Origin of the sequence: Curtobacterium sp. SL109, from assembly GCF_026672405.1 — a bacterium.
Classification (GTDB): Bacteria; Actinomycetota; Actinomycetes; order Actinomycetales; family Microbacteriaceae; genus Curtobacterium.
The window spans coordinates 3595330-3609606 of the sequence record NZ_JAPPRB010000002.1 but is presented as its reverse complement, the minus strand read 5'-3'; the positions used below and the strand labels follow the sequence as shown (position 1 = coordinate 3609606).

General features: G+C 72.0%; 7 protein-coding genes. 5 read left to right on the top strand and 2 right to left on the bottom strand.

The window, feature by feature from the left end; genetic code table 11:
• Positions 1-34 precede the first annotated feature (34 nt).
• Together OVA28_RS18455 and pgi are read left to right on the top strand one after the other, a co-directional pair.
• Positions 35-1027, top strand: coding sequence for a nitronate monooxygenase (locus OVA28_RS18455; RefSeq protein ID WP_268098025.1), 993 nt, complete (start codon positions 35-37; stop codon positions 1025-1027).
• A 187-nt stretch (positions 1028-1214) separates the two neighbouring features.
• On the top strand, positions 1215-2933 hold the full coding sequence (pgi, locus tag OVA28_RS18450; protein ID WP_268098024.1) for a glucose-6-phosphate isomerase: 1719 nt from the start codon (positions 1215-1217) through the stop codon (positions 2931-2933).
• Positions 2934-3271: 338 nt separating this feature from the next.
• Here the strand turns inward: pgi and OVA28_RS18445 are convergent, their stop codons facing one another.
• Both OVA28_RS18445 and OVA28_RS18440 read right to left on the bottom strand, forming a co-directional pair.
• The gene (locus tag OVA28_RS18445; RefSeq protein WP_268098023.1) at positions 3272-4198 is read right to left on the bottom strand and encodes a LysM domain-containing protein; all 927 of its coding nucleotides are present in this window, start codon (positions 4196-4198) and stop codon (positions 3272-3274) included.
• A gap of 161 nt (positions 4199-4359) precedes the next feature.
• The gene (locus OVA28_RS18440) at positions 4360-9372 is read right to left on the bottom strand and encodes an Ig-like domain-containing protein (RefSeq protein WP_268098022.1); all 5013 of its coding nucleotides are present in this window, start codon (positions 9370-9372) and stop codon (positions 4360-4362) included.
• A gap of 142 nt (positions 9373-9514) precedes the next feature.
• Here OVA28_RS18440 and OVA28_RS18435 point away from each other — a divergent pair, with 142 nt between their 5' ends.
• Genes OVA28_RS18435 through OVA28_RS18425 form a run of 3 tightly spaced genes read left to right on the top strand, consistent with a single transcriptional unit; the run spans position 9515 to position 14267 of the window.
• Positions 9515-10588, top strand: a complete 1074-nt coding sequence (locus tag OVA28_RS18435) for a 3-oxoacyl-ACP synthase III (RefSeq protein WP_194661823.1) — start codon at positions 9515-9517, stop codon at positions 10586-10588.
• Complete coding sequence (locus OVA28_RS18430) at positions 10585-13308, top strand: alpha/beta fold hydrolase (RefSeq protein ID WP_268098021.1); 2724 nt, start codon at positions 10585-10587, stop codon at positions 13306-13308. The genes OVA28_RS18435 and OVA28_RS18430 overlap by 4 nt, the downstream gene beginning before the upstream one ends.
• Positions 13305-14267, top strand: coding sequence for an NAD-dependent epimerase/dehydratase family protein (locus OVA28_RS18425; RefSeq protein ID WP_268098019.1), 963 nt, complete (start codon positions 13305-13307; stop codon positions 14265-14267). Before OVA28_RS18430 ends, OVA28_RS18425 begins: the two co-directional genes overlap by 4 nt.
• The last annotated feature ends 10 nt before the right edge of the window (positions 14268-14277 follow it).

The window sequence follows — 14277 nt, the reverse complement described above, 5'->3', positions numbered from 1 at the left end:
GCAGGAGCACGGTCCGCCAGTGCAGGATCGAGGGGTGAACCAACTCCCCGAGGTCCTCCGGTCACCCCTGCACGTCGCACCGATGGCGGGCGGGCCGTCGACGCCGGCGCTCGTGATCGCCGCGGCCCGGTCCGGTCAGTTCGCGTCCCTGGCCGCCGGGCACCGCACCGCCGAGGAGCTCGCCGCCGAGATCGCCGAGGTCCGCACGCGCACCGACCGGTTCGGCGTCAACGTCTTCGTGCCGAACCCGGTCCCGATCAGCGACGCCGACTACGACCGGTACCGCACGTCCCTCGGCGTCCCCGACCTGCCCGACAAGCGCGAGGACGACGACGCCTGGTCCGACAAGCTCGCGCTGCTCCTCGACGACCCGGTGCCCGTCGTCTCCTTCACGTTCGGGCTGCCGTCGGCCCAGACCGTCGCGGACCTCCGCCGCCGGGGCACGGTGACGGTCCAGGCGGTCACCAACCCGGTCGACGCCGCGGCAGCAGCCGACCGGGGGATCGACGTCCTGGTCGTGCAGGGCGAGGCCGCCGGCGGACACTCCGCCGTCCTCGACCCCGAGCAGTCGCCCGTGTGGGAACCCCTGCCCGACCTGGTGCGCGCGGTCCTGGCGCGGGTCGACCTGCCCGTGGTCGCCGCCGGCGGCATCGGCGGACCTGACGACGTCGAGGCCGTCCGGCTCGCCGGCGCCTCCGCAGCGATGATCGGCACGCTCGTCCTCCGCACCGACGAGGCCGGTACCGGAGCGACCCACCGCGAGGCGCTCGTCGACCCCGTCTTCGACCGCACGGCACTCACCCGCGCCTTCACCGGACGACCGGCACGCGCGCTCGTCAACCGCTTCGTCCGCGAGCACGAGGACGCACCGCTCGGCTACCCGGCGCTGCACCACCTGACCCGGCCCATCCGCACCGCGGCCGCCGCCGACGGTGATGCGCACGCGCTGCACCTGTGGGCCGGCCGGTCCTGGCGGGCCGCGTCGGACGGTCCGCTCGCAGACACCCTGGAGGCCCTGCTCACGTGACCCGCGCCGGTCACCTGATGCGAGCCTCCCGTCCGTCGCCCCGGCCCTGTGCACCGGCGAGTGGCTGTCCACAGGCCAGCCGGGCTGTGCGCGCGCCCGTCGCAGGCGCACTACGCTCGGATGCGGCCCGCGTCGCAACGTTGCGGTGGTCCGCGGACCACTCAGTTCTGGCGTTCAGGAGGACCCCGTGACCGAATCCGCACCCGTCGACCCCACGACGACCGAAGGCTGGAAGACGCTCGCCGGCATCGCCGACGGCTTCTCCCCGGACCTGCGAGGGTGGTTCGACACCGACCCCGGCCGTGCCGAGTCGTACACCTTCCAGGCAGGTGACCTCACCGTCGACCTGTCGAAGGGCCTCGTGACGAAGGAGATCCTCGACGCGCTGCTGCAGCTCGCCGAGGACACCGGCGTCGCCGAGCGCTACCGGGCGATGATCTCCGGCGAGCACATCAACGTGACCGAGGACCGCGCCGTCCTGCACACCGCGCTGCGCCGTCCGGCCACCGGCGAGCTCGTCCCCGCGAAGCCCTTCGTCGTCGACGGCCAGGACGTCGACGCCGACGTGCACGCCACGCTCGACAAGGTCTACGCGTTCGCCGAGCAGGTCCGCTCGGGCGCGTGGAAGGGCGTCACCGGCAAGCGCATCGAGACCGTCGTGAACATCGGCATCGGTGGCTCGGACCTCGGCCCGGTCATGGTGTACGAGGCCCTCAAGCCCTACGTGCAGGCCGGCATCGAAGCCCGCTTCGTGTCGAACATCGACCCGACCGACATCTACGAGAAGACGGCGGACCTCGACCCCGAGACCACGCTGTTCATCGTCGCGTCGAAGACCTTCGGCACCCTCGAGACCCTGACGAACGCCCGTCTGGCGCGCCAGTGGCTGTGGGAGCGGCTCGAGCTGACGGACGCGTCGGACAACGACAAGACCGCCGCGGTGGCCAAGCACTTCGTCGCCGTCTCCACCGCGCTCGACAAGGTCGCCGCGTTCGGCATCGACCCCGAGAACGCATTCGGCTTCTGGGACTGGGTCGGCGGCCGCTACTCCGTCGACTCGGCCATCGGCACCTCGGTGATCGTCGCCGTCGGCAAGGAGAACTGGCAGGACTTCCTCGCCGGGTTCCACACCATCGACGAGCACATGCGCACCACCCCGCTCGCGTCGAACGTGCCCGTCCTCATGGGCCTGCTCAACGTCTGGTACTCGAACTTCCTCGGTGCCCAGAGCCACGCGGTCCTGCCGTACACGCAGTACCTGCACCGCTTCGCCGCGTACCTGCAGCAGCTCACGATGGAGTCGAACGGCAAGCGCGTCCGCTGGGACGGCACCCCCGTCACGACGGACACCGGCGAGGTGTTCTGGGGCGAGCCCGGCACGAACGGCCAGCACGCGTTCTACCAGCTCATCCACCAGGGCACGCGCCTGATCCCGGCCGACTTCATCGCCGTCGCGAACCCGGCCCGTCCGCTCAAGGACGAGACCGGCGACGGCAAGGCGGTCGAGCCCGGCCAGGACGTCCACAACCTGTTCCTCGCGAACTTCTTCGCGCAGACCAAGGCGCTGGCGTTCGGCAAGACGGCTGACGAGGTCCGCGCCGAGGGCACCACCGACGAGTCGATCATCGCTGCCCGCACGTTCACGGGCAACAAGCCGTCGACGTCGATCCTGGCGCCGGCCCTGACCCCGAGCGTCGTCGGTCAGCTCATCGCGCTGTACGAGCACATCGTCTTCACCGAGGGCACCATCTGGGGCATCGACTCCTTCGACCAGTGGGGTGTGGAGCTCGGCAAGCAGCTGGCGCTCCAGATCGCCCCCGCGGTCGACGGCGACCAGTCGGTCCTCGAGACCCAGGACTCCTCGACCAAGGCGCTCATCGCCAAGTACCTGGAGCTCCGTAAGTAGCACCCGGCGCACCACGACACCCCGTCGCCCTCGTGGCGGCGGGGTGTCGTCGTGTCGGGGGCCAGCCGTGCCCCGCGGTGAGATCGCACTTCATGTCGGGTCCCGGCGTGCGGAGGCGACACGAAGTGCGATCTCACCGGGCGCGGAGTCCCGGGGCCCGGGGCCCGGGTCCCGGGCATCGGGTCTCGGGTCTCGGGTTCGGGGTCCCGTGTCTCGGGTTCGGTGAGCGGTCACGACACACCGACTGTGCGTCGTCGAGCGGTCGCGTTCCGTCTCGTACGAGCCGTCCCAGCGACAGCGTGCGACCGTTCAGCGGGTCGGAGAGGCCCCGCCCGAGGTCAGCGTCGGAGCGGGTCGAGGTTCATCGTCGTGCCCTCGTAGAGGTACTGCTGGTCGCCGTACACCGTCAGTGACGGGTTCAGCCAGACGAGGTCCGACACCGACAGGCCGAACCGCGCTGCCACGTCGCCGATGAGGTCATCCGGAGCGACGACGTAGGACGCCGGCGCCCCGCTGGCGGTCGTCGACGGCACCGTGCCCGTGGCGTCCGGAGCGGCTCCACTGTCCGTCGGGTGCACGTTGGTCGTCCTGGCCGGGACCGACCACGACAGCGGCGTCACGGCGAGCACCTTGCCCGGCCCGATCTCGACCGGCAGGGCGGCGTCCGGGGTCGCGGACGAGTACGTCACGAGCGCACCGAGGAAGGACGGGTCGTGGCCAGCCTGCGCCATCGGCACGGAGACCGTCGGGCCGGGGGTGGTCGTCGCTCCGCCGAGCTGTTGGTCACCGTCACCGATGTGGCTCATGCCGTCCCCGACCGCGGGTGTGACGCGGAGGAACGAGGCCGACACCGGGACGGGCAGCGTCGAGGTGAAGCCCGAGTACTGCACGGCGAACCGGTCGTCCTGGTCGGCCACCACTCGGAAGTGGAAGTGCACGCTGCCCTTCGGCGACGCGACGTCCCCTTCGCTGACGACGGTCCCGGGCGGGATCGACGACATGGTCGGCGCGGGGCGTGGTGCCTCGGTCGGGGCAGCCGTCGGCGGTCGAGGCGACGCGGACTCCCGGAGCAGGTCGGCTTCGGTCTGTCCGGCCGCATCGGTGTCGGCGGTCGCACTCGGCGTCGGCGTCGGCGTCGCACTGGTCGACCGCGACGGTGCCGGCAGCGCGTCCTGACCGCCCCGCAGCAGTGAACACCCGCCCACGGTCGTGGTGAGTGCGAGTGCCGCCGCGACGGCTGCGATCCTGGTGGTCCTGGTGTTCACGTTCCCCCTCGTCCGGGATCGTAGCGGACGTGCCCGCGGCGCTGGCGGGCGATCCGGACACTGCGTCGGAGGACACATCGGGTCATTCCGGAACGACGGGAGGCCCGGCTCGCGACCCGACGTGGGGAACGCGAGCCGGGCCTCCCGGTCGTGTGCTTGCCTCAGCTGACGCGGTCGCGGCGGCGACGGCCGAGCAGCCGCAGGACGAAGCCGAGCCCGAGCGCAGCGAGTGCGGCGGACAGCCACCCACCGAGCTCAGCGCCGGTGAACGCCAGCTCGCGGTCCTGCGCGCTGATCGGGGACGGGATCGTCGTGGGGGAGGCGTCGGAGGGTGCCGCGCCGAGCGAACCGCTCGACGAGGTGGTGCCAGGCACCGTCGGCGAGCTCTCGTGGTCTCCGTCCTCGACGGTGCTCTCGGGGACCAGGGTCACGAGCATGCTGCTGCCCTCCGACGTGTTGCCCGTCTCGTCGACGGCGACCACGGTGAGCAGGTGCGCGCCGGGGTCGAGCGGGAGCGCCGTGCGGAAGGCGAAGCGTCCGTCCTGGTCGGCGACGCCGCGGCCGATCTCGCGCCCGTCCTCGTCGCTGACGATGACGGTCGAGCCCGGTTCAGCGGTGCCGCGGACGATGCCCGTGCCGTCGACGATGTCGTCGAAGTGCTCCAGCGCGGGAGCTGCCGGGGCCGTGGTGTCGACGTCGACGGTGGTCTTCGTGGCGGCGGAGGCGTTGCCGGCCGTGTCCTCGGCGATGACCTCGAGGTCGTGCTTGCCGTCCGTCAGGGGTTCGTCGAGCTCCACGGTCCAGCTGCCGTTCTCGTCGGCGGTGTCGCGGCCGAGTTCCTCCCCGTCCTCATCGCGGATGACGACGACGGTGCCGGGTTCGGCGGTGCCGGTGATGGGGCCGGTGCCGTCGGCGAGGTCGGCGGGGCTGGTGACCTTCGGTGCGTCGGGTGCCTTCGTGTCGATGTCGACGGTGGTGTCTGTCGGGTCGGAGGCGTTGCCGGCCTTGTCCTCAGCGACGATCTGGAGGTCGTGGGATCCGTCCTTGAGGGGTTCGTCGAGTTCGATGGTCCAGTTGCCGTTCTCGTTGGTTTCGTCCTGGCCGATGACGTCGCCGTTCTCGTCGCGGATCACGACGATGGTGCCGGGCTCAGCGGTGCCGGTGATGGGTCCCTGTCCGTCGGCGAGGTCCGTCGGGCTGGTGACCTTCGGGGCGTCGGGTGCGTTCGTGTCCACGTCGACCGTGGTCTTCGTCGGGTCGGAGCCGTTCCCGGCCGTGTCCTCGGCGATGACTTCGAGGTCGTGCTTGCCGTCTTCGAGGGGTTCGTCGAGTTCGACGGACCAGTCGCCGTTGTCGTTCGCGGTGTCGCGGCCGATCTCGTCGCCGGTCTCGTCGCGGATGATGACGGTCGCGCCAGGTTCGGCGGTGCCCGTGATCGGGCCCTTCCCATCGGCGAGGTCCGACGGGCTGGTCACGACGGGCGCGTCGGGTGACTTGGTGTCCACGTCGACGGTGGTCTCCGTCGAGTCAGAGGTGTTGCCGGCGTCGTCCTGCGCGATGACTCCGAGGTCGTGCTTGCCGTCCGTGAGGGGCTCGTCGAGTTCGACGGACCAGTTGCCGTTCTCGTCTGCTTCGTCCTGTCCGATGACGTTGCCGTCTTCGTCGCGGATGATGATGGTCGCGCCGGGTTCGGCGGTACCGGTGATGGGGCCCTTCCCGTCTGCGAGGTCGGCCGGGCTGGTCACGACGGGCGCGTTGGGTGCCTTGGTGTCGATGTCGACGGTGGTGTCTGTCGGGTCGGAGGTGTTCCCGGCCTTGTCCTGGGCGATGACCTCGAGGTCGTGCTTACCCTCGGCCAGCGGCTCGTCGAGTGAGACGGTCCAATTGCCGCTCTCGTCGGCTTCGTCCTGCCCGATGACGTCGCCGTTCTCGTCGCGGATGATGATGGTCGCGCCGGGTTCGGTGGTGCCGGTGATGGGGCCCTTCCCGTCTGCGAGGTCGGACGGGCTCGTCACGACAGGCGCGTCGGGTGCCTTGGTGTCGACGTCGACCGTGGTCGGAGTGGGTGCTGACTTGTTGCCGGCGTCGTCCTGCGCGATGACTTCGAGGTCGTGCCTGCCGTCCTTGAGGGGCTCGTCGAGTTCGACGGTCCAGTTCCCGTTCTCGTCGGCTTCGTCCTGCCCGATGACGTTGCCGTCTTCGTCGCGGATGACCACGACGGTTCCCGGCTCTGCGGTACCCGTAATCGGCCCGGTGCCGTCAGCGAGGTCGGCAGGGCTGGTGACCTTCGGGGCGTCGGGCGCCTTGGTGTCGATGTCGATCGTCACCGGAGTGACGGCGGAGTCATTGCCAGCCTTGTCGGACGCGACGACTTCGAGGTCGTGCTTGCCCTCGTCGAGGGGTTCGTCGAGTTCGACGGTCCAGTTGCCGTTCTCGTCGGCCTGGTCGCTCCCGATGACGTCGCCGTTCTCGTCGCGAATCACGACCACCGTTCCCGGCTCTGCTGTGCCGGTGATCGGACCCTTCCCGTCTGCGAGGTCGGAAGGGCTGGTCACCTTGGGTGCGTCAGGTGCCTTCGTGTCCACGTCCACTGCGGTCTTCGTGGGGTCGGACGCGTTCCCGGCCTTGTCGGAAGCGACGACTTCGAGGTCGTGCTTGCCCTCGTCGAGGGGTTCGTCGAGTTCGACGGTCCAATTGCCGTTCTCGTCGGCTTCGCCTTCGCCGATGACGTCGCCGTCCTCGTCGCGGACGACGATGGTCGCGCCGGGCTCTGCGGTGCCGGTGATGGGGCCGGTGCCGTCGGCGAGGTCGGCCGGGCTCGTCACGACGGGTGCGTCGGGTGCCTTGGTGTCGATGTCGACGGTGGTGTCGGTCGGCGTGGAGGTGTTCCCCGCCTTGTCGGACGCGACGACTTCGAGGTCGTGCTTGCCTTCGTCGAGGGGTTCATCGAGTTCGACGGTCCAGTTGCCGTCCTCGTCCGCTTCGTCCTTGCCGATGACGTCGCCGTTCTCGTCGCGGATGACCACGACGGTGCCGGGCTCTGCGGTGCCGCTGATCGGGCCCTGGCCGTCCGAAAGGTCCGACGGGCTGGTCACCTTGGGGGAGTCCGGTGCCTTGGTGTCGACGTCGACGGTGGTGTCGGTCGGCGTGGAGGTGTTGCCGGCCTTGTCCGAAGCGACGACTTCGAGGTCGTGCCTGCCCTCGCCGAGGGGCTCGTCGAGTTCGATGCTCCAGTTGCCGTCCTCGTCGGCTTCGTCCTGCCCGATGACGTTGCCGTTCTCGTCCCGGATCACGATCGTGGCCCCGGGCTCGGCGGTGCCGGTGATCGGTCCGGTGCCGTCGGCCAGGTCCGACGGGCTGGTGACGACGGGCGCGTCCGGGGCGTCGTCATCGACGTCGACGGTGATCGGCGTCGGCGCGGAGACGTTGCCGCTCGCATCGGATGCGACGAGCTCGAGGCGGTGCGCGCCGTCGACGAGCGGCTCGTCGAGCACGATCTCGAACAGTCCCTCGGGTCCTGCCTCGCCACGGCCGATCTCGTCGCCGTCCTCGTTGCGGACGATCACGGTCGCGCCGGGCTCGGCGGAGCCGGTGAAGGGACCGGTGCCGTCAGTCAGGGACTCGGGCGTGGTGCTGATGGGCGCGTCGGGTGCGGTGACGTCCGGCGCGACGACGGTGACCGGCGACGGGCCGGACTCGTTGCCGGCATCGTCCCGGGCGACGACGACGAGCTCGTGGGGGCCTTCGTCGAGTGGTGCGTCGAGACGGACGGCGAACTCGCCGTCGTCGTCTGCTCGGTCCTGCCCCAGGGGCCGCCCGTCCTGGTCCCGGATGACCACGAGGGCGCCCGGTTCCGCGGTGCCGACGACGGGCCCGGTCGGCGACGCGAGCTCCTGTCGGTCGACGGCGGGGGCGTCGGGCGCGGTCGTGTCGAGGACGGTCGCCGTCGCAGCGGTGGCGGGGGAGACGTTGCCGACGGCATCCGCGGCGACGACGTCGAGCTCGATCGTGCCCACAGGGAGCGGCTCGTCGAGCTGCACGGAGAAGGACCCGTCGGCCTCTGCCGTGGCCCTGCCGAGTTCGTTGCCGTCTCGGTCGCGGACGATGACCGTGGAGCGCGGTTCGGCGGACCCGGTGATGGGGCCGGTCGGGTCGGTGAGGGTTCCGGGGTCGTCGACGACCGGAGCGTCGGGGGCGGTCGCGTCGACGTCCAGGGTCGCGACGGTCGGCGTCGCCGTCATGCCGTTGCGGTGCTGCAGGGCGGTGACGGTCACCGGACCCTCGGGCAGGGCCTCGGTGACGGGGAACATCCACGTGCCGTCGTCCTCGACCGGCACGGTGACGAGGGGCTGGTCGCCCACGGTCAGGTCGATGGTCCCGCCGGGGACGCCACGCCCACGGATGACCGGCGTCGGGCCGACCTTCGTCGACGGCTCGTTGATGACGGCAGCGGTGAGGGCGACCGTGATGACGAGGGTGGTGGAGGTCTGCGTGCTGGTGTTCTCGAAGCCGGACTCCGGGTTGGGCACGAAGGAGCCGACGAGCGTGATCTGGTCACCGGGCATCGCATCGGCGTCGACCTTGAAGGGCACGCGGATGTGAGCGAAGTTGGCGCCTCCGGTGCTCAGCGCGTGCGGGTTCGCGTTGACGCAGGTGTTCGTCTTGCGGTCAGCACTGTAGGTACAGCCGACGACGTTGGCCGTCCCCACGTTGGAGACCGCCCACGGGAGCCTCGCCGGGAAGGTGGCCGGCCCGGTGATCGTCCACTGGATGTCGAGCTTCCGGTTGGGCACCGCGACGCTTCCGCGGTTCTTGATGTTCAGCGAGGAGTTGTCGTCGACCTGTTGTCCGGGCAGCGCGGTCGCGGTGCCCCCGCCCTCTGCGACGAGGTTCACGGCGGTCGCACTCGGAGCGGGCGAAGCGGCGGGTGACGGAGCGACCGACGGAGCGACCGACGGAGTGGGCGAAGCAGCGGGCGAAGGATCGACCGCAGGCTCGACCGGGGTCGTGGCCTGCTCGAGTTCGGGCGGCTGCTCAGCCCCCGGCGCCGAGCCGTCGTCGGTCGAGCGCTCCTCCATCGTGGCCTCCGTCGCGGCGGCCACGTCGGGCACGGCCAACGGTGCGAAGGCGAGCAGGAGCGCGGCGGCGGTGGTGGCTCTGGTGCGCGGGGGCATTCGGTCTCCGATCCTCGGGTGTGAGCATAAGCATACGAAATATCAATGACGAACGCAATGCTTCACTCCCGGGAAACGGACCGCCGAACGCTTCCGGATCGCGCATCCAGGCCAGATGCGGAAGTATGTATCGGTGACGATCATGACGGAACGGCCGGTCGACGAGTCGACGACCACTGAAACCGAGCGGCCCGGCAACGCGACGGCGAGGCACGACAACGTCGCGCTGCTCTCGGTGGCGACCACGGTGGCCGAGCGTGTGACGACCTCGGCGGACATCGAGGAGAAGCTCCGCGGGGTGCTCCGACGCCTGCGTCTGCCGATGGGGCTGCTCGAGCGGGTGGCCGGTGTCAAGGAGCGTCGCAACTGGGGCGAGGGGCAGTCCTTCCAGGACGCCGCCATCGACGCCGGACGCCGTGCCATGGCCGAGGCGGGCATCAAGCCCGAGGACGTCGGCCTGCTCATCAACACGTCGGTGACCCGTCCCCACCTCGAACCCTCCGTCGCCGTGCGTCTGCACCACGGGCTCGGGCTGCCGTCGTCGGCGATCAACTTCGACATCGCGAACGCCTGCCTCGGGTTCGTCAACGCCATGAGCGTCGCCGCGGGCATGATCGACTCCGGTCAGATCAAGTACGCGCTCGTGGTCGACGGCGAGGACGCCGACCAGGTGCAGCTCAACACGATCGAGCGCCTGAACCAGGGCGGCCGGAACCGCAAGGACTTCATGAGCGAGTTCGCCAGCCTGACGCTCGGCTCCGGTGCTGCCGCTGCCGTGCTCGGCCCGGCGGACATGCACCCGGGTGGACACCGGATCGTGGGCGGCGTCACCCGCGCGGCGACCCAGTGGTACGACCTCTGTGTCGGCAGCGTCGACGGCATGTTCACGGACGCCAAGATGCTGCTCAAGGGCGGCATGGAGCTCGTCGTCGCGGCCTGGAACGAGGCCCGTGCCCACTTCGACTGGGCGGACATGGACCGCTACGTCCTGCACCAGGTCTCGGACGTGCACACCAACGCCTTCGTCGAGGCCATCGGCGTCCCGCGCGAGAAGGTCCCCACCACGTACGAGCGCTTCGGCAACGTCGGCCCGGCGTCGATCCCGATCACCCTGGCGGACGAGGTCGCGAGCGGACGCATCCGCCCCGGCGACCGCGTCTTCCTCGGCGGGGTCGGCTCCGGCATCAACACGGCGATGATGGAACTCCGCTGGTGACATCGGGGCTGCCCCGCGTCGCCGCGAGCACTGCTCCGGCGACGCAGCCGCCCTTGCTGCCCGGCCTCGACCCCGCGTGGTCGCGCCTGGTCACGGTGCCAGCAGACCGCTCGGTCCGGCCGGGAGGCTCGGATCACGCCGAGCGCACCTGGCACGTCCTCGACACGGCCGGGTCCCTGGCTGCGCTGGGGGTGGAACCGGTCGGCACGCTGCTGTGCGTGCACGGCAACCCGACGTGGTCGTACCTGTGGCGGTCGGTGCTCCGCACCTCGCTCGACGTCGCCGCCGCGGGCGGTCCGGCCTGGCGCGTGGTCGCCGTCGACCAGCTCGACATGGGCTTCTCGGAGCGCACCGGGGTCCTCCGCGGCCTGCCGCAGCGCGTCGCGGACCTCGGTGCGCTGACGGACGAGCTCGGGCTGACCGGACCCGTGGTCACCCTCGGCCACGACTGGGGTGGGGTCGTCTCCCTCGGCTGGGCCGTGGACCACCCGGACCTCGTGGTCGGTGTGACCACGTGCAACACGGCGGTGCACCAGCCCGACGACGCTCCCGTCCCGGCGCCCCTGCGCCTGGCGCTCCGCCCGCAGGTGCTCGGTCGCGGCACGGTCGTCACGCCTGCCTTCCTCGAGACGACGCTGGCGATCGCCCACCCGAAGCTCGACCGGGCCGTGGCGGACGGCTTCCGCGCCCCCTACCGAGGCGCTGCCCGGCGTGGTGGCATCGGCGGCTTCGTCGCCGACATCCCCCTCGGCGCCGCACACCCGAGTGCCCGCGAGCTCGACCGGATCGCGTCCGGCGTGGCCGCGCTCGACGTCCCCGCACTGCTGCTCTGGGGGCCGCGGGACCCGGTGTTCCTGGAGCGCTACCTCGACGACCTGGTCGACCGGCTGCCGCGCGCCGACGTACACCGCTTCGAGGGCGCCGGGCACCTGCTTCCGGAGGATGCCGACGTCGCCGGCACGATGTTCGACTGGTTGGGCGACCGCCTGCCGGAGGGCCACGTGCCCGCTGGGGACGAGCCGAGCCTCCCGTCCGGTCCTGACGCGCCTTCCCGGCCACTGTGGGCGGCACTGGACGCCCTCCGCGACTCGGACGAGGCCGCCCTCGTCGAGATGGCGGCGCCGGGCGGCACCCGGACGATCAGCTGGCGGCTGCTGTCGCGACGCGTCGACGAGGTCGCAGCCGGTCTGCTCGACGTCGGGGTGCGACCGGGTGACCGCGTCTCGCTGCTCGTGACGCCCGGAGCCGACCTGACCGCCGCGCTGTACGGCTCGATCAGGATCGGCGCGACCGTGGTCGTGGCGGACGCGGGACTCGGGCTGCGCGGCCTCACGCGTGCCGTGAAGGGCGCCCGGCCGGACTGGGTCATCGGGGCGCTGCCCGGACTGGCGGCGGCCCGAGCGCTCGGGTGGCCCGGTCGACGGATCGCGACGCTCCCGCTGCCGGCTCCGGCACGCGCGGCGCTCCGGGTGGAGCACACGCTCGCCGGGGTGGCGCGCCGTGGTGCCCGTCGTCTCGCCGCAGGCACCGCGTTGCCGGACGCCCCGCCGTCGGACACCCCGGCTGCCGTGCTCTTCACGTCCGGGTCGACCGGTCCGGCGAAGGGCGTCGTCTACACGCACGCGCAGCTCGGGGCCGTCCGCGACGTGCTCTCGGCGCAGTACGGCATCGGTGTCGGCACGGGGCTCGTCGCCGGCTTCGCCCCGTTCGCGCTGCTCGGACCAGCGCTCGGAGCCCGCTCGGTCGCACCGGACATGGACGTCACCGCGCCCCGCACGCTCACCGCGTCGGCCGTCGCCGCGTCCGTCGTGGCTGCGGACGCGACCGTGGTGTTCCTGTCGCCGGCCGCGCTCGCGAACGTGGTCGCCACCGCGGGTGCGCTCGACGCCTCCGAGCAGGCGGCGCTCGCTCGCGTGCGGCTGTTCCTGTCGGCGGGCGCTCCCGTGTCGGCGGCGTTGCTGACCGCGGCGACCGAGCTGATGCCGAACGCCAGCGCCCACACCCCCTACGGCATGACCGAGGGGTTGCTCATGACCGACGTCGACCTGCCCGCGATCCGTGCGGCTGCCTCGGTCGTCGACGGTGACGGCGACGGTGCTGGCGCCGGCGGGGTCTGCGTCGGCCGGCCCGCGGCGTCCGTGCAGGTGCGCATCGCCCCGCTGTCCGCGTCCGGGTCGCCGACCGGTGACCTCACCGACGAGCCCGACGTCACCGGCGAGATCGTCGTCGCCGCGCCGCACGTGCGCCAGGCCTACGACCGGCTGTGGCGGACGAACCGGGCGTCGCGCCTCGGGCTGACCGACCCGCGCGGCCACCGCACGGGCGACGTCGGCCACCTGGACGCATCCGGGCAGCTCTGGGTCGAGGGCCGGCTGCAGCACGTCGTCACGACGCCGTCCGGGGTGCTGACGCCCGTCGGGCCCGAGCAGCGCATCGAACGCGTGCAGGGCGTGGGACGGGTCGGCGTCGCCGGCATCGGACCCAGCGGCACCCAGCAGGTCGTCGCGGTCGTCGAGACCGTGCCAGCAGCGCGGAAGCCGGGCCTGGCGCCGTCGGACCTCGCCGCAGCCGTGCGTGCCGCGGCGGGGGTCCCCGTGGCCGCCGTGCTCGTCGTGCCGGTGCTGCCGACGGACATCCGCCACAACTCGAAGGTCGACCGCACCCGTCTGGCGCGCTGGGCGACGTCGGTGCTCAGCGGCGGGCGGATGGTGCGGCCGTGAGGGTCCTCGTCACCGGGGCGAGTGGGTTCCTCGGCCGTGCCGTCGCCGGCGCCGTGCGGGACGCCGACCACGAGGTCCGGACGTTCCAGCGGCGACCGTCGGGGGTCGACGGCGTCTCGGACTCGCTCGGGACGATGACCGACGCGGCTGCGGTCGCGCGGGCGGTGGACGGCGTGGAGGCGGTCGTGCACCTCGCCGCGAAGGTCTCGCTCGCCGGCGACCCCGCCGACTTCGAGCGGTTGAACGTCGAGGGCACGCGGACGCTCCTCGCGGCAGCGCGATCGGCCGGGGTGTCCCGGTTCGTGTTCGTGTCGTCACCCTCGGTCGCGCACACCGGGTCGTCGATCTCCGGCGCCGGTGCCGCACCGGCGTCGCCGGCACAGGCCCGCGGGGACTACGCCCGGACGAAGGCCGCCGCCGAGCTGCTCGCCCTGGCCGCCGACGCCCCCGGGTTCGCCGTCGTGGCCGTCCGACCGCACCTGGTGTGGGGCCCGGGGGACACGCAGCTCGTCGGACGGATCGTCGACCGTGCCGCACGAGGGCGACTCCCGCTGCTCGACAGCGGCGCCGCGCTCATCGACTCCTGCTACGTGGACAACGCCGCCTCCGCGATGGTCGCCGCGCTCGACCGTGCCGACGCCGACGAGGTCCACGGCAACGCCTACGTCGTGACGAACGGGGAGCCCCGGCCGGTCGCGGACCTGCTCGACGGCATCTGCCGGGCGTCCGGCGTGCCCACGCCGCGGTGGCACGTCCCCGCCGGTGTCGCCCGCGCGGCCGGGTCCCTCGTCGAGGCCGTGTGGCGCGTCCGTCCGGGTGCGGACGAGCCGCCGATGACGCGGTTCCTCGCCGAGCAGCTGTCGACGTCGCACTGGTTCGACCAGCGGCGCACCCGGCGGGACCTCCGGTGGGAGCCCAGCGTGTCGATCGACGAGGGGCTGCGCCGGCTCGCTGGCTGACGTCCCGCGC

Bases quoted from the DNA above. Each gene is read 5' to 3' on its own strand.
- OVA28_RS18440 (WP_268098022.1), bottom strand. From the start codon at position 9,372: ATGCCCCCGCGCACCAGAGCCACCACCGCCGCCGCGCTCCTGCTCGCC.
- OVA28_RS18435 (WP_194661823.1), top strand. From the start codon at position 9,515: ATGACGGAACGGCCGGTCGACGAGTCGACGACCACTGAAACCGAGCGG.